The organism is Caballeronia sp. GAFFF2 (assembly GCF_023631485.1).
Taxonomy (GTDB): domain Bacteria; phylum Pseudomonadota; class Gammaproteobacteria; order Burkholderiales; family Burkholderiaceae; genus Caballeronia.
This window is the reverse complement of sequence record NZ_JALQDA010000019.1, coordinates 24,148-41,941: the sequence shown is the minus strand read 5'-3', so window position 1 is coordinate 41,941 and position 17,794 is coordinate 24,148. Positions and strand designations below refer to the sequence as shown.

Here is a 17,794-nt window from a genome sequence, read left to right as displayed (position 1 = left end):
AGAGCGGGCCGCGCGTGGCGTGGCTCGCTCGAAGCATAAGGAGGCGATGTGTCAGCGACGCTGCGTTTTGACAATATCGGCAAGGTTTTTCCAGGCGTGCGCGCGCTCGACGGCGTGTCGTTCGACGTCAACGCCGGCGAAGTTCACGGTTTGATGGGCGAGAACGGCGCGGGTAAATCGACCTTGCTCAAGATTCTCGGCGGCGAGTATCAGCCCGATTCGGGGCGCGTGCTCATCGACGAAAAGGAAGTGCATTTCGGAAGCGCCGCGGCTTCGATTGCTTCGGGCATCGCGGTGATCCATCAGGAATTGCAGTACGTGCCGGACTTGACCGTAGCCGAGAACCTGCTGCTCGGCGCGCTGCCGAACCGGCTCGGCTGGGTCAACAAGCGCGAGGCGAAGAAGCACGTGCGCGACCGGCTGACGGCGATGGGCGTCGATCTCGATCCCAACGCCAAGCTGCGCAAGCTCTCGATCGCGCAGCGGCAGATGGTGGAAATCTGCAAGGCGCTGTTGCGAAACGCGCGCGTGATCGCGCTCGACGAACCGACGAGTTCGTTGTCGCATCGCGAGACGGAAGTGCTGTTCAAGCTCGTGCGCGATCTGAAGGCGGACAACCGCGCGCTTATCTACATCTCGCATCGCATGGACGAGATTTACGAACTGTGCAATGCCTGCACCATCTTCCGCGACGGCCGCAAGATCGCGTCGCATCTTTCGCTGAAAGACTTGCCGCGCGACACGCTGGTTCAGGAGATGGTCGGCCGCGAGATCAGCGATATCTATAACTATCGCGCGCGGCCGCTCGGCGACGTGCGCTTCTCGGTCAAGAACCTGCAAGGCGCCGCCCTGAGCGCGCCGGCGAATTTCGAAGTGCGGCGCGGCGAGATCGTCGGTTTCTTCGGGCTGGTGGGCGCGGGGCGCAGCGAATTGATGCACCTCGTCTACGGCGCGGACAAGAAGAAGGAAGGCGCGATCGAACTCGACGGTCAGCCGATCAAGGTGCGCAGCACGGGCGAAGCGATTCGACACGGCATCGTGCTGTGCCCGGAAGATCGCAAGGAAGAGGGCATTGTCGCGATGGCGACGGTCGCGGAGAACATCAATATCTCGTGCCGCCGGCATTATCTGCGCGCGGGTTTGTTCCTCGATCGCAAGAAGGAAGCGCAGACGGCGGATCGCTTCATCCAGCTCTTAAAGATCAAGACGCCGAGCCGCAGACAGCGCATCCGCTTTTTGTCGGGCGGCAATCAGCAGAAAGCCATTCTGTCGCGCTGGCTCGCGGAGCCGGATCTCAAGGTCGTGATCCTCGATGAACCGACGCGCGGTATCGACGTCGGCGCCAAGCACGAGATCTACAACGTGATCTATCAACTGGCGGAGCGCGGCTGCGCCATCGTGATGATTTCGTCGGAACTGCCCGAAGTGCTGGGCGTGTCCGACCGGATCGTCGTGATGCGGCAAGGGCGTATAGCGGGCGAATTGCCGCGCGGGAAGGCGAACGAGCAGTCGGTGTTGAGTCTGGCGCTGCCGCAATCGGACACGGTCGCGGAAGCGGCTTAAAGAGAGAAGACAGGGGAGCACATCATGGAAGCAAGAGAAAACATCGTCGGGCAAGCGGGTGAGGCGGTGGCGAACGCGCTGATTCCGCAGAAGAACGACAAGCAAAAGTGGTATCAGCAACTGACGGAATACAGTCTGATCGTGATCTTCGTGGTGATGTTCGCCACGATGTCGCTGACGGTCGATCACTTCTTTTCGATCGAGAACATGCTCGGACTGGCCTTGTCGATCTCGCAGATCGGCATGGTGGCCTGCACGATGATGTTCTGCCTCGCCTCGCGCGACTTCGACCTTTCGGTCGGCTCGACGATCGCCTTCGCCGGTGTGCTCTGCGCGATGGTGTTGAACGCGACGGGCAATACGTTCATCGCGATCATCGCGGCGGTGGCGGCGGGTTCGGTGATCGGCTTCGTGAACGGCGCGGTGATCGCCTATCTGCGCATCAACGCGCTGATTACCACGCTCGCCACGATGGAAATCGTGCGCGGCCTGGGCTTCATCGTGTCGCACGGTCAGGCGGTGGGCGTGTCGTCGGACACCTTCATCGAACTCGGCGGACTGTCGATGCTGGGGATTTCCCTGCCTATCTGGGTCACGCTTGCATGTTTCATCGTTTTTGGCGTATTGCTCAACCAGACTGTGTACGGCCGCAATACGCTCGCAATTGGCGGCAATCCGGAAGCCTCGCGGCTCGCGGGCATCAACGTGGAGCGCACGCGCGTGTGGATCTTCCTGATCCAGGGCGCGGTCACCGCGCTCGCGGGCGTCATTCTCGCTTCGCGGATCACGTCGGGTCAGCCGAATGCCGCTGAAGGTTTCGAATTGAACGTGATTTCCGCGTGCGTGCTGGGCGGCGTGTCGCTGCTCGGCGGACGCGCGACGATCTCTGGCGTCGTGATCGGCGTGCTCATCATGGGCACGGTCGAAAACGTGATGAACCTTTTGAACATCGACGCGTTCTATCAGTACCTCGTGCGCGGCGCGATCCTGCTGGCCGCCGTGCTGCTCGATCAGCTGAAGAATCGCGGGTCGCGGGACTGAGCCTCCGGTCGTGTCGTTTGCATCGCCGCGAGAGCCATACGGCTTTCGCGAAGCCAAACTCTTGTGAACAAGCCCATGTCAGCCACTGAAAAGAAGCTCGCCGTTTATCCCAGCCTCGCGGGCAAGACCGTGCTCATCACGGGCGGCGCCACCGGTATCGGCGCGTCCTTCGTGGAAAACTTCGCCGGTCAGGGCGCGAAGGTCGCGTTCCTCGATATCGATACGGCCGCGGGCGAAGCGCTCGCCGACCGGCTCGGCGCGTCGCTGCCCGAAGGCCGTTTCAAGCCGCTCTTCCTGCGTATCGATCTGACCGACATCGACGCCTTGCGTAAAGGCATTGTCGATGTGCGCTCGGCGCTCGGGCCCATCAGCGTGCTCGTCAACAACGCGGCGAACGACAAGCGTCATTCGATCGAATCGGTGACGCCCGAATCGTACGATGCCGGCATCGCGGTGAACATTCGCCATCAGTTCTTCGCGGCGCAGGCGGTCATCGAAGACATGAAGCAGCTCGGCGGCGGCTCGATCATCAATCTCGGCTCCATCAGCTGGATGCTCAAGCAAGGCAATTTCCCGGTCTACGTCACGTCGAAGTCGGGCGTGCAGGGCATGACGCGCGGCCTCGCGCGCGATCTCGGCAAGTTCGGCATTCGCGTGAATACGCTCGTGCCGGGCTGGGTGATGACCGAAAAGCAAAAGACGCTGTGGCTCGACGACGCAGGCCGCGAAGCCATCAAGCTCGGCCAGTGCATCGACGCCGAATTGATGCCGGAACATCTCGCGCGCGCGGCGCTGTTCCTGGCGTCGGACGACAGCAGCATGTTGACCGCGCAGGATATCGTCGTCGACGGAGGATGGGCGTGAAAGCGCGCCTTCTCGTCGACAGCCAGTGCGCGCTCGGCGAAGGCGCGACGTGGTGCGCGCGAAGCGGCCGCTTCTACTGGACCGATATCGAAGGCAAGCGTCTGTGGCGTTACGATCCGCGCGATGGCAAAAGCGAATCCTTCGAAATGCCCGAGCGGCTCGCGTGCTTAACGCCGTGCGCCGATGCGGGACGCTTGCTGCTCGGCCTTGCATCGCGGCTCGCGTTCTTCGACCTGACGACGCGCGAGATCGAGACCATCATGCTCGTCGAAGCCGATTTGCCGACGCGTCTGAACGATGGCCGCTGCGACCGCGAAGGGCGCTTCGTGTTCGGCACTAAGCACGACGTGGAGGATGCGCAGGCGGTCGGCGGGTTCTATCGGCTGAATCACGATTTGTCGCTCGAACGGTTGCCGCTTCCGGACTGCGCGATCTCGAACAGCATCGGCTTCAGCCCAGATGGCGCGACGATGTACTACTGCGATTCCCCGACGCGGCAGATTCGCGCGTGCGATTACCCGAGCTTCGCGAACGACCGCGTGTTCGTCGAATTGAGCGATGCGACGGGCGTTCCCGACGGTTCCATCGTCGATGCCGATGGCGGGCTCTGGAACGCGCAATGGGGCGGTTATCGCGTGGTGCGTTATGCACCCGATGGCCGCGAAAGCGCGCGTGTCGATGTGCCGAGCGCGCAACCGAGTTGCGTCGCGTTCGGTGGCGCGGACTTCGCCTCGATGTATGTGACGAGCGCGCGCGTCGGACTGAACGAGCGTGCCTTGCAGACCGATCCGCATGCAGGCGGCGTGTTCATCGCCACACCGGGTGTGCGCGGAATCGAAGAAGCGGTATTTCAGGGCAAGCCATAAAACCAAGGCGCCGCGCTCTGCGTTCAAGCGCGCCCAAGCCCGGCCACGCCGGGCAGTTTCGCCTCTCGCTGGAGTACGAGCCATGACTGCTGCGCGCACAGAAACAGGATCGAACGCGGTATCCGCATCCACGGCGCAGGCGAACGCCCGCCGTTCTCGTCTCGCCGCCGCCAAGGAGCCGCCGATACGCCCCGGCCCGGGCACCGCGGCGGTCGCTATCGGCAGCGCGGGCGTCGCTGGCTGCATCACGCTTGCAAACGCGCATTTGCGGCTCGATGTCGCGCCTTCGCTCGGCGGCGGCATCACCCGATTCGACTGGCGTCATGAAGGCGCGCTCGTGCCGATCTTCCGACCTTGCATCGAACCGGGCCCGGACACCGATCCGAATCAGCTCGCCTGCTATCCGCTGCTGCCGTATTCGAATCGCATCGGCAATGGGCAGTTCGAGTTTTCCGGCCGCGCGATCGACGTGCCGTGCAACCGCGCGGGCGAACCGCTGCCCATTCACGGCGACGGCTGGCTCGGCGCGTGGCAAGTGGAAGACGAAGACGCGGACGCGGCCCATGTGCGCATGACGCTCGACCGGCGCGACGGCAAGCCGTATTCGTATCGCGCAACGCAGACTTATGCCTTGGACGACGCGACGCTCGTCGTGACACTCGACGTTCAGAACACGGGCGATCAGGCGCTGCCGTTCGGTCTCGGGCTGCATCCGTTTCTAATGCGCGAAGCGGATACGGAGTTATCCGCGGCGGCGGGCGGTCTCTGGCTTTGCGGCGACGACTGGCTGCCGGTGCGTCACGTTCCCGCGCCGCCCGCGTGGCAGTTCGGCGTGGCATACCCGATGCCGTCCGAGATGGTGAACAACGCCTTCACCGGCTGGAGCGGACGCACGAGCGTGCTGTGGCCCAGGCGTCGGCTGTCGCTCATCATCGCCGCCGATACCGACTACTACGTGCTCTACGCGCCGCCCGGCGAGAACTTCTTTTGCTTCGAGCCGGTGGATCATCCGATCAACGCGGTGAACCTGCCCGGTGGAGGCGAGGCGCACGGCATGACGGTGCTCGAACCGGGCGAGCGGCTCGCGCGTACGTTCCGCTTCACGGTCGAGCGAACGGGCGATGCGTCGCGGCGGGCCAGTCCACGCACGCGCGCCCGCGCGGGTTCGGGCGCGAAGGCGAAGGCACGCGCAACGCATGCACGCGTGGATGGCTGAACGAAAGCCAGATGACAGACGCCTGAGAGCAAGCGATAAAAGCGGCGGCTTGCCGGACGATTCGGACGAGTAGGGTGGAACGCCGGCACGTTAAAATGCGTGCCATCGACGTTCTTCGAGAAGCCTCCCGCCATGTCCTTCATTCAATCGCTCAACGCCGCGTGGTCGCGCACGCAATCGCTGCTGTGCGTCGGTCTCGATCCCGAGCCGTCGAAGTTCCCGGCCGCGCTCAAGGGCCGTTCGGACGCGATTTTCGAGTTCTGCCGCGATATCGTCGATGCCACCGCGCCTTACGCGTCATCGTTCAAACCGCAGATCGCGTACTTCGCGTCGAATCGCGCGGAAGATCAACTCGAAGCGCTGATCGCGCATATCCACGAGAAGCATCCCGGCATTCCCGTGATCCTGGATGCCAAGCGCGGCGACATCGGCAGCACGGCGGAGCAATATGCGCGCGAGGCGTTCGAGCGCTATCGTGCGGATGCGGTCACGGTCAACCCGTACATGGGTTTCGATTCCATCGAGCCGTATCTCGCGCATAAAGGCAAGGGCGTGATCGTGTTGTGCCGGACCTCGAACGCGGGCGGCTCCGATCTGCAGTTTCTCGATACAGGCGGCAGGCCGCTTTATCACGTGGTCGCGACGCTCGCGGCCGAAAGGTGGAATAAGAACGGTCAGCTCGGACTCGTGGTTGGCGCGACGTTTCCGAGGGAAATCGAAGCGGTGCGTTGTATTGTCGGCGAGATGCCGTTGTTGATTCCAGGTATCGGCGCGCAAGGCGGCGATGTCGAAAGAACCGTGCGCGCGGGCCGCACTGGCAACGGCACGGGCATGCTGATCAATTCGTCGCGCGCGATCATCTACGCGAGCAAGGGCGAGGATTACGCTCAAGCCGCTGCGGACGCGGCGAAGAAAACGCGCGATTCGATCAACGCGTATCGATAAGAACGATGCGCGGCTTCGGCAATGCGACGATGCATTAAAGCCGCGCTGAAACGTGGATCAGCGGGTACCGATGAATTCGCGGCGTTTCAACGCTACGCCAACTCACGACCAATACCGCGAAGTCAGAACGCGATGCGATCGAAGCCACATCGCCGCTTACTTCTCCCTGCGCTCCAGCAACTCCAGCAAGCCCCTCAACGCATGCGCCGCCGCCTGCGTGCGTACTTGTTCGCGGTCGCCCTTGAACAACTGCGTCTCGACAGCCGTATGCAGCCGATTGCTCCACGCAAACGACACCGTTCCCACCGGCTTCGCCTCGCTGCCGCCCCCTGGCCCCGCCACGCCCGTGATCGACACCGCCACCTGCGCGCGGCTGTTGCGCAAGGCGCCTTCGGCCATTGCTTTCGCCACCGGCTCGCTCACCGCGCCATGCTGTTCGATCAACCCAGCCGGCACGCCGATCATCTCGGTCTTCGCGAGGTTCGAATACGTGACGAAGCCGCGCTCGAACCACGCACTGCTGCCGGAAATATCCGTGATCGCCGCCGCGACCATGCCGCCCGTGCACGACTCGGCGGTCGCGAGCGTCAGCCGTTCGTCGCGGAGCTTGTTGCCGACGCGAATCGCGAGTTGGTGAACGACGGTATCGGTTGCCATGACGATGTTCCGAAGGGTTGAAGGTGAGAAGAACGACCGTCAGACGGTCATGCGCCAGAGCGCGATCACGAGCAGCGAGAAGAACGCCGCGACCAGGTCGTCGAACATGATGCCGAAGCCGCCTTTCAAATGGCGGTCGAAATAGCGAATGGGCGGCGGCTTGACCATGTCGAAAAAGCGAAACACGACGAACGCCCACAACTGTCCGGTGAACGTCGCGGGCGTGACGAGCAGCAACACGAGCCAGAACGCAATGATCTCGTCCCATACGACCGCCGACGGGTCCGCGACATTCATCTTCTTCGCGGTGAAGCCGCAGAACCAGCATCCGGCAACAAAGCCGATGACGATCAGCGCGCCCCATTCGGCCACCGTCAGATACTGATTGAACACGACGAACGAAACCCACGCGAAGAGCGTACCGACGGTGCCGGGCATGATCGGCGAAAGCCCGCTGCCGAAACCGAGCGAAAGAATATGCAGCGGATGCGTGAGCATGAAGCGCGCGCTCGGCTTGCGCGGCGCGCCGCGCGCAGTGGGGGGATCGCCCGGGAGCGCCGGGGTCGGGTCAGTCTGCATGAAAGTGGTCGAAGCCTTGCAACGTCAGTGAAAGCGGCGCGCCCGTGTTGTCGCGCCAGTCGATAGCGGGCGTACTCGTCGTGCACGGCGCGCTCATCGCTTCGATTGTACCGATGCGCGTCAACGCCACGCCCACGCGTTCTGCAATGCGAGCCACGGCGTCACGCCGCTCGCGCGGCGCGGTGAAGCAGAGTTCGTAGTCGTCGCCGCCCGCGAGCGCGCATTGGCGGCGCGCGGCTTCGGGCAACGCGCGAACGGCATCGGAGCACGGCACGGCGTCGGCATCGACGATGGCGCGCACGTTCGACCGCCTGAGGATATGCATGAGATCGCCGGCCAGGCCATCGGAGATATCGAGCGCCGCGTGCGCGACGCCGCGCAGCGCGAGACCGAGCGCCACGCGCGGCTCGGGGCGTTCGAGCGCCACGTTCCATGCGGACGACGCCGCCGGCCATTCGCCGCGTATTGCGCCGAGTCCCGCGCGAGCATCGCCCAAGGTGCCGGAAACGTAGATGTCGTCGTCGGGCTTCGCGGCATCGCGACGCAATGCCGCGCCATGCGGCACGTCGCCGAAAACGGTGATGCAGATGTTGAGCGGACCGCTCGTGGTGTCGCCACCGATCAGCGCGCAGTCGAAGCGCTGCGCGAGCGCGAAGAGGCCGTCGCTGAATGCGGCGAGCCACGCTTCGTCGGCGCGCGGCAAGGCGAGCGCAAGCGTGAACGCGTGCGGCTTCGCGCCCATCGCGGCGAGATCGGAAAGGTTCACGGCGAGCGCCTTGTGGCCGAGCGCGTTCGGATCGACATCGGGAAAGAAGTGACGGCCTTCGACCAGCATGTCCGTGGAAATAGCCAGTTGATGTCCGGCAGGCGGCGCGATCAGCGCGCAATCGTCACCGATGCCAAGCGGCATGGCGGCCGCGTTGTCGTGTCGTGACGATGGCGGGCTCGCGCGGCGGGCGAAGTATCGATCGATCAGTGAAAACTCGGAGAGCATCGTGGGCGTCAAGGCTGATTGTTGCGCTGCAAGATAGAAACGTATTGGACGGCAAAATGCATCGGCGAGCGGTGAACGTACCCGCATCGTGTCTCGAAAAAACCGGCCGATGCGCTGAAAGCCTTACTGCGCTTCAGGATCAGACCTTTTAAAGTCACGGCACTTGTAGCTGAATTGCATGGACTGCGGGCTAAAGCGCTACACGAATGGCGCTACAATGCGTTCGAACTTCCATTCTAATTCCCGCACTGCTAGCCCGCCTTATGACGACTGACGCCAATACCAAGCTTCGCGAAGCCGCGCTCGACTATCACGAGTTTCCGGTCCCCGGAAAGATCGCAATTGCGCCGACCAAGCAGATGATCAACCAGCGCGATCTCGCGCTGGCTTACTCGCCGGGCGTCGCGTTCGCGTGCGAGGCGATCGTCGAAAATCCGCTCAACGCCGCACGCTTCACCGCGCGCAGCAACCTCGTGGGCGTCGTGTCGAACGGCACGGCGGTACTGGGTCTCGGCAACATCGGTCCGCTCGCTTCCAAGCCGGTGATGGAAGGCAAGGCCGTGCTCTTCAAGAAGTTCGCGGGCATCGACGTGTTCGACATCGAGCTCAACGAAAGCGATCCGCACAAGCTCGTCGAAGTGGTCGCCGCGCTCGAACCGACGTTCGGCGGCATCAATCTGGAAGATATCAAGGCGCCGGATTGCTTCATCGTCGAGCGCGAGTGCCGCAAGCGCATGAAGATTCCCGTCTTCCACGACGATCAGCACGGCACGGCTATCGTGGTCGCGGCAGCCATCACCAACGGCCTGAAGGTGGTCGGCAAGGACATCGCCGAAGTGAAGCTCGTGGCGTCCGGCGCGGGCGCGGCGGCGCTGGCCTGTCTCACTTTGCTCGTCGATCTCGGCATGAAGATCGAGAACATCTTCGTCACGGACTTGGCCGGCGTGGTCTATAAAGGCCGCACGGAACTCATGGACCCGGACAAGGAACGCTTTGCTCGCGAGACCAGCGCGCGCACGCTCGCCGAAGTGATGGAAGGCGCGGACGTGTTCCTCGGCTTGTCGGCAGGCGGCGTGCTCAAGCAGGAAATGGTCAAGGGCATGGCCGCGAAGCCGCTCATTCTCGCGCTTGCCAATCCGACGCCGGAAATCCTGCCGGAACTCGCGCTCGAAGTGCGCCCCGATGCCGTGCTCGCCACCGGCCGCACGGACTACCCGAATCAGGTCAACAACGTTCTGTGCTTTCCGTTCATCTTCCGTGGCGCGCTCGATGCGGGCGCGACGACCATCACGAAGGAAATGGAAATCGCGGCGGTGAATGCAATCGCGGAACTAGCGCGTCAGGAACAAAGCGATATCGTCGCGACCGCGTACGGCATTCAGGACTTGTCGTTCGGCCCCGAGTATCTGATTCCGAAGCCTTTCGATCCGCGTCTCATCGTGAAGATTGCGCCAGCGGTGGCCAAGGCCGCGATGGACAGCGGCGTGGCGACGCGTCCTATCGAGGACATGGACGCCTACGAACAGCACTTGCAGCAGTTCGTCTACCACAGCGGCACGACCATGAAGCCCGTGTTCCAGCTCGCGCGCAGCGTGGAGCCGGAGAAGAAGCGCATCGTGTTCGCGGAAGGCGAGGAAGAGCGCGTGCTGCGCGCCGTGCAGATCGCCGTCGACGAAAAAATCGCCAAGCCAATTCTCATCGGCCGGCCGGCGGTCATCAGACAGCGCATCACGAAGTTCGGTCTGCGGCTCACGCCGGATGTCGACTTCACGATGGTCGACACCGATCACGACGAGCGCTACCGCGACTTCTGGCAGACGTACTACAAGATGATGGCGCGCAAGGGTATCAGCGAGCAGATGGCCAAGCTCGAGATGCGCCGCCGCACCACGCTCATCGGCGCGATGCTGGTTGAGAAGGGCGAAGCCGACGGCATGATCTGCGGTACGGTAAGCACGACGCATCGGCATTTGCACTTCATCGATCAGGTGATCGGCAAGAAGGAAGGCGCGAAGGTCTACGCGGCCATGAACGGCCTCGTGTTGCCGGGCCGCCAGATTTTCCTGGCCGACACGCACGTCAACGTCGACCCGACGCCCGAGCAACTCGCGGAAATCACCATCATGGCGGCGGAAGAGGTGAAGCGTTTCGGCATCGTGCCGAAGATCGCGCTGCTGTCGCATTCGAACTTCGGCACGAGCAACGCGCCGACCGCGCAGAAGATGCGCGACGTGCTGGCTATCCTCAAGCAACGCGCGCCCGATCTCGACGTCGACGGCGAAATGCACGGCGACGTCGCGCTCGACTCACGTTTGCGCAAGGAAGTGCTGCCGGAATCGACGCTCGAAGGCGACGCCAATTTGCTGATCCTGCCGAACATCGACGCCGCGAACATCTCGTACAACCTGCTGAAGACTGCGGCGGGCAACAACATTGCCATCGGTCCGATGCTCCTCGGCGCGGCAAAACCGGTGCATGTGCTGACGGCATCGGCGACGGTGCGGCGTATCGTCAACATGACGGCGCTGCTCGTGGCCGACGCGACCGCTGCACGGTGAACGAATGAACTGAGCGTCTGCCGTACGACGACGTGCCAATTGAACGCGGCGGAATTTTCCGCCGCGTTTTTTTTTGGCAGCAAAAAACGCGGGTGAAAAAAAAGCGTGCCGTGGGTCGTTGGCACGCTTCGAGGCAAGAGCAAAGGGGATTCACTCGCCCTCCAAGGGTCAAAAACAGAGCCTCGGCGGAGCGCCTGCCGTGAAGCCGACAAGTGAGGCGACTCGTCATATGGCTTCGCGGCTCTGCGGGACAAATTATTATCTCGTTCAGGATAAAAATCTCTCAGATTTGGGCTAAATATTGACTTGATTTTTTGCCAATCTCCATGCTTTTTGGCAATTTCAAGGAAGAATTGCCGATTTCTCGCGGAACGTTGCTTCCCCTTGTCATTAGCGATACCCTTGCATCTTTCATGGTCGTCGAATTCTGATAACGCGGGGACAACCGTTTCGTGATGCGTGCATGGGTTTCAACCATCGTCGCCTTGAGTCTCATTCTTGGCGGGTGTGGCAAGGACGAATCCCGTGGCGGCGCACCAGATGCGGCATCCGCGGGTCCCGCTGCCATTCAGGCAAGCGAGGCGCCGGGAACGTCCGCCGAATCGGCAGGGTCTCTTGGTCGGGGACCGTTGCGGGAACCCACGCAACGGTCTGCCGAATCCGGCCGGCCTGAGCGTGACGGGCTCGCCACCATCGGCATTGCGCAGTTGCCGAAGCAGGCAGTGGCGACATTGCGGCTGATCGAAGCGGGCGGCCCTTTCCCTTATCCAAAGGACGGAGTCGTGTTCGGCAATCGCGAGCGTGTGCTGCCGCGGCATCCGCGTGGTTATTACCACGAGTACACGGTGCCCACGCCGCGTTCGCGTGACCGGGGCGCCCGGCGAATCGTGTGTGGCGGGTCGAAGCGGCAGACCGGCGACTGCTACTACACGGACGACCATTACGCCAGTTTCAAACGCATTGCGGACTAACTAGGGATTAACGGCATGAGCGACAACATCTACGCGCACGACAACGGCGTCGCGAGTGATCTTTTCGCAACCGGCGATGGCAACCTGTTCCAGCGAGTATTGCGGCTACGCATGACAGAACACGACAACAGACCCGATGACGAGCCGAATCCGGTGCAGGCGCATCCTCAGGAACCGGCGGAGGAATCCGAGTCTCTTTTCGCGACGGTGCGGCCGAATATCGTGCAATCCATCCGCGCGTTCCGTGTTCAGGAACTCGCCGACGAAGCGAATCGACTCGAACAGCATTTTCTTTACGCGTATCTCGGGCAGGCGCAGAGCAAGCAGGAAATCCTGGAGACCATTGCGACGTCGTTCCTGTTTCCCAAGCACTTCGGCAAGAACTACGACGCGCTGTACGACTCGCTGACCGATCTCGTCCACAAGGCGGGCTCGCAACCGGGCTTCGTGATCGTGCTGGAGCAATTGCCGATTGCGCAGAAATTCGACAAGGAAGGGCGCGAGACGCTGCTCGACGTGTTCCGCGACGCGGCCGAGTTCTGGGCCGAACGGCGCGTGGCGTTCCGCGTGTTCTATTCGTTCGTGTGACGCGCTGAAGCGAGCGCTGCTCGCGCGACGTTTGAAATGAATCAGCCCGATGGGTCTTGCTCATCGGGCTGATTTTGTTTGCGGTGTGTCGTCCCGTTCACCAGCCGCCCCAACGCGCGGCGAGCGCGGCCAGCACCGCGATTCCCGCCGTCTCAGTGCGCAACACGCGCGGTCCGAGACCGAGCGCGGAGAAACCCGCCGCCACGATCTCACTTTCTTCCGATGGCGAAAATCCCGCCTCCGGTCCAATCAGCAAAGTCACCGGTTCGCGCGGCGCTTTCGCGGGCAGCGTCGCGAACGTGAGTTCCGCGCGCGGCGAAAGCAGCAAGCGCAGCTCACCATCGGAGGCGGGCGGCAAGTCGGCGAGCCAGGCGTCGAGATCGCGCGGCGGCGCGACGTGCGGTACGCGATTGCGTCCGCATTGCTCGCAGGCGGCGCGCACGAGCGCTTGCCAGTGCGCCTGACGCTTGAGCGCACGCTCGCCCGCAAGCCGCACGACGCCGCGCTCGGTGGTCAGCGGCACGATATCCGCGACGCCCAGCTCCACCGTTTTCTCGATCAGCCAGTCCATCTTGTCGCCGCCCGCGACGCCTTGCGCGAGTATTACGCGATACGGCGGCTCCGCGTCACGTTCGTCGTGTTCGTCGATCCGCGCGCTGGCCGCACGTTTCGCGATCTCGGTCAGCTCCGCGCGATACTCGCCGCCTTCGCCATCGAAGAGCGTGATGACATCGCCGGTCTGGAGGCGCAGGACGTGCACGTGGCGCACGACATCGTCGGGGAGGGGCAAGGTTTGGCCCACCGCGAGCGGGCCGTCAACGTAAAAGCGTGGCATAGGTAACGATCGCGGATGCAGAACCCGCGGATAGTGAAGTTGCCTTGAGGGAATGAAACAGCGCTTAGTTCAGATGCCGCGCAATCGCCCAGCGATAGCCATCCGGATCTTCGATCTGCGCAAAGCGGTCGCCCCAGAACTGATCCTGTGGCTCGATGAGCGCTTTCGCGCCCACGGCGATGGCCTGCGCGAAGGTGGCATCCACGTCGTCCACATAAAGATAGAACGACTGCGGCGCCATGATGCCGGAGCTCTTCGGCGTGCGCGCCTGCGAGCCGTAAGCGCCCTCCGGCGCGAACATCACGATCAACTGGCCGCGATACGTCATCTCGACGTGGATGATGCTGCCATCGTCGTTCACGCTGTCGCGCACCGCGAAGCCGAGCGCTTTCTCGTAGAACCCGATGCTCACGCGCGCATCGCGCACGGTGAGATAGGGCGTCAACCAGGGCACGTCGGCCGGGCGTGGGTCTGTCATCGAAAGCACTCCTTCAAGCCTTGCTGCACGAATACGGTGAGGGACATTCTGCCACGAAGCCCGGCATGCCATCCGGAGGCGCCGGCGCTCGAAGCGAAGCAGCCGCTGCACGGAACGTGCCCGCCGCGATGGTCAGCGATGCGCGTCGAACGGCGATGCTTTGGCGCTTGCTCGCGGCCTGTCAATCGGACCGGTCTGTTAGAATGACGGCCTCCCGATCCTCGTCGTTTCTCGTCGTTCCGGTCCTGAAAACGTTGTGTGCCGCGGGTCCGGCGCGTAGCAGAATCACTGCGGATTATTTCAGGACCAGCCGGAAGCTCCCGAGCTTTCCAAGCACTCGACACGACATGACGACCCAGCCCTCCAGTCAGACCGCCCTCATGGCCAACGCGATCCGCGCGCTTGCCATGGATGCCGTTCAACAAGCCAACTCCGGTCACCCCGGCATGCCCATGGGCATGGCCGAAATCGGCGTCGCGCTGTGGTCGCGCCATCTGAAGCACAACCCCACGAATCCGCACTGGTTCGACCGCGACCGTTTCGTTTTGTCGAATGGTCACGGCTCCATGCTGCTGTATTCGCTGCTGCACCTGACCGGCTATGATCTGCCGATCGGTGAACTGAAGAACTTCCGCCAACTGCATTCGAAGACGCCGGGCCATCCGGAAGTGGGCATGACGCCGGGCGTCGAGACCACCACCGGGCCGCTCGGTCAGGGCGTCGGCAACGCGGTCGGCATGGCGCTCGCCGAAGCGTTGCTGGCGGCCGAGTTCAACAAGGCTGACGCGAAGATCGTCGATCACCATACGTATGTTTTCCTCGGCGACGGTTGCCTGATGGAAGGCATCTCGCACGAAGCCGCATCGCTCGCCGGCACGCTCAAGCTGAACAAGCTGATCGCGCTGTACGACGACAACGGCATCTCCATCGACGGTCACGTCGAACACTGGTTCCACGACGACACCCCGAAGCGTTTCGAAGCCTACGGCTGGAACGTGATCCGCGCGGTAGACGGCCATGACGTCGAAGCGGTCGATGCCGCCATCGCCACTGCGAAGAACTCGGACAAGCCCACGCTGATCTGCTGCCGCACGGTCATCGGCAAGGGTGCGCCGACGAAGGCAGGCGGTCACGACGCGCACGGCGCGCCGCTCGGCGACAAGGAAATCGCCGCGACGCGCGCGGGCCTCGGCTGGAATTACGAGCCGTTCGTGATTCCGCAGGAAGTCTATGCGGCGTGGGACGCGAAGGAACAAGGCACGCACGCCGAAGCCGAGTGGAACAAGGCGTTCGAGGCCTACCGCGCGAAGTACGGCAGCGAAGCGGTCGAATTCACGCGCCGCATGAAGGGCGAATTGCCGGCTGACTGGAAGGCGAGCGCGGCGAAGATCATCGAAGATGCGAACCAGCGCGCCGAAACGGTCGCTTCGCGCAAGGCATCGCAACAGACCATCGAAGGTCTGGCCGCTGCGTTGCCGGAACTGCTGGGCGGTTCCGCGGATCTCACGGGATCGAACCTCACGAACTGGAAGGCGTCGAAGCCCGTACGCGCCGCCGGCGACGCAGAAAACGCGAACCCCGGTCACGCGGGCATCCAGTGGGGCAACCACATCAATTACGGTGTGCGCGAATTCGGCATGAGCACGGCCATCAACGGTCTCGCGCTGCATGGCGGCTTCCGCCCGTTCGGCGGCACGTTTCTGACGTTTTCGGATTACAGCCGCAACGCGCTGCGCGTCGCGGCGCTGATGAAGTCGCGCTCCATCTTCGTGTTCACGCACGACTCCATCGGTCTCGGCGAAGATGGCCCGACGCATCAGTCGATCGAACACGTGTCGAGCCTGCGTCTGATTCCGCAACTGCAGACGTGGCGCCCGGCCGACACCGTGGAAACGGCGGTGGCCTGGACGCATGCAATCGAACATCAAGGTCCGTCCACGTTGATCTTCAGCCGGCAGAATCTGCAATTCTCGCCGCGCAACGACGTGCAGATCGCGAACATCGCGAAGGGCGGCTACGTGCTGCGCGACTGGAACGACGACATTCCGGCGCGCAAGATCATCCTCATCGCGACCGGCTCGGAAGTGCAGCTCGCGATGCAGGCGGTCGAGGCGCTGGCGAAGGACGGCATCGGCGCGCGCGTCGTCTCGATGCCCTGCACCAACGTGTTCGACAAGCAAGACGCCGAATACCGCGAGCGCGTGCTGCCCAAGGGCGTGGCGCGCGTGGCGATCGAGGCGGGCGTGACGGATTTCTGGCGCAAGTACGTGGGCCTCGAAGGCGGCGTGGTCGGCATCGACACGTTCGGCGAATCCGCACCGGCGGGCGAGCTGTTCAAGCATTTCGGCTTCACGGTGGAACATGTCGTCGAGACGGCGAAGTCCGTGCTCGCGGCCTGAACCCGGCAGTCAACGGTTTTTTTAGCCATCAGGAGATTGACCATGACGATTCGCGTTGCAATCAACGGCTACGGCCGGATCGGCCGCAATACGCTGCGAGCTTTCTACGAAAACGGCAAGAAACACGACATCGAGATCGTCGCCATCAACGATCTCGGCGATGCCAAGACGAACGCGCATTTGACGCAGTACGACACGGCGCACGGCAAGTTCCCGGGCGAAGTGTCGGTGGACGGCGATTACCTCGTCGTCAACGGCGACAAGATTCGCGTGCTGGCCAACCGCAACCCGGCCGAGCTGCCGTGGGGCGAGTTGAACGTCGACGTCGTGCTGGAATGCACGGGCTTTTTCACGACGAAGGAAAAAGCGAGCGCGCACATCAAGGGTGGCGCGAAGAAGGTCATCATCTCGGCGCCGGGCGGCAAGGACGTGGACGCGACCATCGTGTATGGCGTGAACCACCACGTGCTAAAGGCATCCGACACGGTCATCTCGAACGCGTCGTGCACGACGAACTGTCTCGCACCGCTCGTCAAGCCGCTGAACGACAAGATCGGTCTCGTGAACGGTCTGATGACCACCATCCACGCCTACACGAACGATCAGGTTTTGACCGACGTGTATCACGAAGACCTGCGTCGCGCGCGCTCGGCCACGCATAGCCAGATCCCGACGAAGACGGGCGCGGCTTCGGCAGTCGGTCTCGTGCTGCCCGAACTGAACGGCAAGCTGGACGGCTATGCCATTCGCGTGCCGACCATCAACGTGTCGGTGGTCGATCTGTCGTTCATCGCCGCACGCGATACGACGGTCGAGGAAGTCAACAAGATCATGAAGGAAGCAGCGGAAGGTTCGCTCAAGGGCATTCTCGGCTACAACGAGGCGCCGCTCGTGTCGATCGACTTCAATCACAACCCGGCTTCGTCGACGTTCGATGCAACGCTCACCAAGGTGTCGGGCCGTCTCGTGAAGGTGTCGAGCTGGTACGACAACGAGTGGGGCTTCTCAAACCGCATGCTGGACACGGCTGTAGCGCTCGCGAACGCGAAGTAAGCTTGCTGCACTGACCGACGTAAAAAAAGCCGCTCTTCGGAGCGGCTTTTCTTTTCCCGCGCGTGTTCCGGCTTACGCGAAATTGCTGCCGGCAATGCGACACGACGTAAGCCGCAGCCGCCGCAGCCGCGTTCGCCGATGCCGTGCCCCGGAGAACGATTCGACAGCGCATCGCTGGAAAGGCCGA

The 17,794-nt window shown here is 63.0% G+C and carries 15 protein-coding genes and 2 pseudogenes; 12 read left to right on the top strand and 5 right to left on the bottom strand.

Annotated elements, in window-relative coordinates; all coding sequences use genetic code 11:
* The first annotated feature begins 48 nt into the window (after nt 1-48).
* The 6 genes from araG (at nt 49) to pyrF (ending at nt 6,495) form a co-directional block, all read left to right on the top strand.
* Nucleotides 49-1,563, top strand: coding sequence for an L-arabinose ABC transporter ATP-binding protein AraG (araG, locus tag NCT04_RS12300; RefSeq protein WP_250465661.1), 1,515 nt, complete (start codon nt 49-51; stop codon nt 1,561-1,563).
* Nucleotides 1,564-1,587: 24 nt separating this feature from the next.
* On the top strand, nt 1,588-2,604 hold the full coding sequence (gene araH, locus NCT04_RS12295) for an L-arabinose ABC transporter permease AraH (RefSeq protein ID WP_244826248.1): 1,017 nt from the start codon (nt 1,588-1,590) through the stop codon (nt 2,602-2,604).
* Between the two features lie 75 nt (nt 2,605-2,679).
* Nucleotides 2,680-3,468 carry an SDR family NAD(P)-dependent oxidoreductase gene (locus NCT04_RS12290; protein WP_250465659.1) on the top strand — a complete coding sequence of 263 codons (789 nt, stop codon included), beginning with the start codon at nt 2,680-2,682 and terminating at the stop codon, nt 3,466-3,468.
* Nucleotides 3,459-4,334 carry an SMP-30/gluconolactonase/LRE family protein gene (locus NCT04_RS12285; protein WP_250465658.1) on the top strand — a complete coding sequence of 292 codons (876 nt, stop codon included), beginning with the start codon at nt 3,459-3,461 and terminating at the stop codon, nt 4,332-4,334. Before NCT04_RS12290 ends, NCT04_RS12285 begins: the two co-directional genes overlap by 10 nt.
* Nucleotides 4,335-4,416: 82 nt before the next feature.
* Entirely contained in the window at nt 4,417-5,550 is a 1,134-nt protein-coding gene (locus NCT04_RS12280) for an aldose 1-epimerase (protein WP_250465656.1), read from the top strand.
* Between the two features lie 132 nt (nt 5,551-5,682).
* On the top strand, nt 5,683-6,495 hold the full coding sequence (pyrF, locus tag NCT04_RS12275) for an orotidine-5'-phosphate decarboxylase (RefSeq protein WP_250465655.1): 813 nt from the start codon (nt 5,683-5,685) through the stop codon (nt 6,493-6,495).
* A 156-nt stretch (nt 6,496-6,651) separates the two neighbouring features.
* Here pyrF and NCT04_RS12270 read toward each other — a convergent pair whose 3' ends face one another.
* From NCT04_RS12270 to thiL, 3 genes are read right to left on the bottom strand one after another with little or no spacing between them, the layout of a single operon-like run.
* Nucleotides 6,652-7,152, bottom strand: a complete 501-nt coding sequence (locus NCT04_RS12270) for a CinA family protein (RefSeq protein ID WP_250465653.1) — start codon at nt 7,150-7,152, stop codon at nt 6,652-6,654.
* Between the two features lie 39 nt (nt 7,153-7,191).
* A complete protein-coding gene (locus tag NCT04_RS12265) occupies nt 7,192-7,731 on the bottom strand; it encodes a phosphatidylglycerophosphatase A family protein (RefSeq protein WP_244826242.1) in 540 nt (179 codons plus the stop codon).
* Entirely contained in the window at nt 7,721-8,725 is a 1,005-nt protein-coding gene (thiL, locus tag NCT04_RS12260) for a thiamine-phosphate kinase (RefSeq protein WP_250465738.1), read from the bottom strand. The genes NCT04_RS12265 and thiL overlap by 11 nt, the downstream gene beginning before the upstream one ends.
* Before the next feature lie 263 nt (nt 8,726-8,988).
* Between thiL and NCT04_RS12255 the strand changes: the two genes are divergently transcribed.
* The 4 genes and pseudogenes from NCT04_RS12255 to NCT04_RS12245 all read left to right on the top strand — a co-directional run.
* A complete protein-coding gene (locus NCT04_RS12255) occupies nt 8,989-11,283 on the top strand; it encodes an NADP-dependent malic enzyme (protein WP_244826241.1) in 2,295 nt (764 codons plus the stop codon).
* Nucleotides 11,284-11,735: 452 nt separating this feature from the next.
* Nucleotides 11,736-12,254 (top strand): ribonuclease, encoded by a 519-nt coding sequence (locus tag NCT04_RS12250; RefSeq protein ID WP_250465651.1) that lies wholly within the window; start codon nt 11,736-11,738, stop codon nt 12,252-12,254.
* 15 nt (nt 12,255-12,269) lie between these two features.
* Nucleotides 12,270-12,377: pseudogene (locus NCT04_RS34860) on the top strand (barstar family protein); the annotation flags it as partial.
* 69 nt (nt 12,378-12,446) lie between these two features.
* Nucleotides 12,447-12,842: pseudogene (locus NCT04_RS12245) on the top strand (barstar family protein); the annotation flags it as partial.
* A 97-nt stretch (nt 12,843-12,939) separates the two neighbouring features.
* Here the strand turns inward: NCT04_RS12245 and NCT04_RS12240 are convergent.
* Both NCT04_RS12240 and NCT04_RS12235 read right to left on the bottom strand, forming a co-directional pair.
* Nucleotides 12,940-13,677: a 16S rRNA (uracil(1498)-N(3))-methyltransferase gene (locus tag NCT04_RS12240; RefSeq protein ID WP_250465647.1), complete on the bottom strand. Its 738-nt coding sequence runs from the start codon at nt 13,675-13,677 to the stop codon at nt 12,940-12,942.
* Between the two features lie 64 nt (nt 13,678-13,741).
* Nucleotides 13,742-14,155, bottom strand: coding sequence for a VOC family protein (locus NCT04_RS12235; protein ID WP_244826237.1), 414 nt, complete (start codon nt 14,153-14,155; stop codon nt 13,742-13,744).
* Nucleotides 14,156-14,502: 347 nt separating this feature from the next.
* Between NCT04_RS12235 and tkt the strand changes: the two genes are divergently transcribed.
* Together tkt and gap are read left to right on the top strand one after the other, a co-directional pair.
* Entirely contained in the window at nt 14,503-16,554 is a 2,052-nt protein-coding gene (gene tkt / locus NCT04_RS12230; protein ID WP_250465645.1) for a transketolase, read from the top strand.
* 42 nt (nt 16,555-16,596) lie between these two features.
* Nucleotides 16,597-17,607: a type I glyceraldehyde-3-phosphate dehydrogenase gene (gene gap, locus NCT04_RS12225; RefSeq protein ID WP_244826235.1), complete on the top strand. Its 1,011-nt coding sequence runs from the start codon at nt 16,597-16,599 to the stop codon at nt 17,605-17,607.
* Nucleotides 17,608-17,794: the final 187 nt, after the last annotated feature.

Excerpts from the sequence above, each read along its gene's own strand:
- NCT04_RS12265 (WP_244826242.1), bottom strand. The coding sequence starts at position 7,731 with ATGCAGACTGACCCGACCCCGGCGCTCCCGGGCGATCCCCCCACTGCG.
- NCT04_RS12280 (WP_250465656.1), top strand. The coding sequence starts at position 4,417 with ATGACTGCTGCGCGCACAGAAACAGGATCGAACGCGGTATCCGCATCC.
- NCT04_RS12290 (WP_250465659.1), top strand. The coding sequence starts at position 2,680 with ATGTCAGCCACTGAAAAGAAGCTCGCCGTTTATCCCAGCCTCGCGGGC.
- NCT04_RS12235 (WP_244826237.1), bottom strand. The coding sequence starts at position 14,155 with ATGACAGACCCACGCCCGGCCGACGTGCCCTGGTTGACGCCCTATCTC.
- tkt (WP_250465645.1), top strand. The coding sequence starts at position 14,503 with ATGACGACCCAGCCCTCCAGTCAGACCGCCCTCATGGCCAACGCGATC.
- NCT04_RS12270 (WP_250465653.1), bottom strand. The coding sequence starts at position 7,152 with ATGGCAACCGATACCGTCGTTCACCAACTCGCGATTCGCGTCGGCAAC.
- pyrF (WP_250465655.1), top strand. The coding sequence starts at position 5,683 with ATGTCCTTCATTCAATCGCTCAACGCCGCGTGGTCGCGCACGCAATCG.
- NCT04_RS12285 (WP_250465658.1), top strand. The coding sequence starts at position 3,459 with ATGGGCGTGAAAGCGCGCCTTCTCGTCGACAGCCAGTGCGCGCTCGGC.
- NCT04_RS12240 (WP_250465647.1), bottom strand. The coding sequence starts at position 13,677 with ATGCCACGCTTTTACGTTGACGGCCCGCTCGCGGTGGGCCAAACCTTG.
- araH (WP_244826248.1), top strand. The coding sequence starts at position 1,588 with ATGGAAGCAAGAGAAAACATCGTCGGGCAAGCGGGTGAGGCGGTGGCG.
- gap (WP_244826235.1), top strand. The coding sequence starts at position 16,597 with ATGACGATTCGCGTTGCAATCAACGGCTACGGCCGGATCGGCCGCAAT.
- thiL (WP_250465738.1), bottom strand. The coding sequence starts at position 8,725 with ATGCTCTCCGAGTTTTCACTGATCGATCGATACTTCGCCCGCCGCGCG.
- NCT04_RS12255 (WP_244826241.1), top strand. The coding sequence starts at position 8,989 with ATGACGACTGACGCCAATACCAAGCTTCGCGAAGCCGCGCTCGACTAT.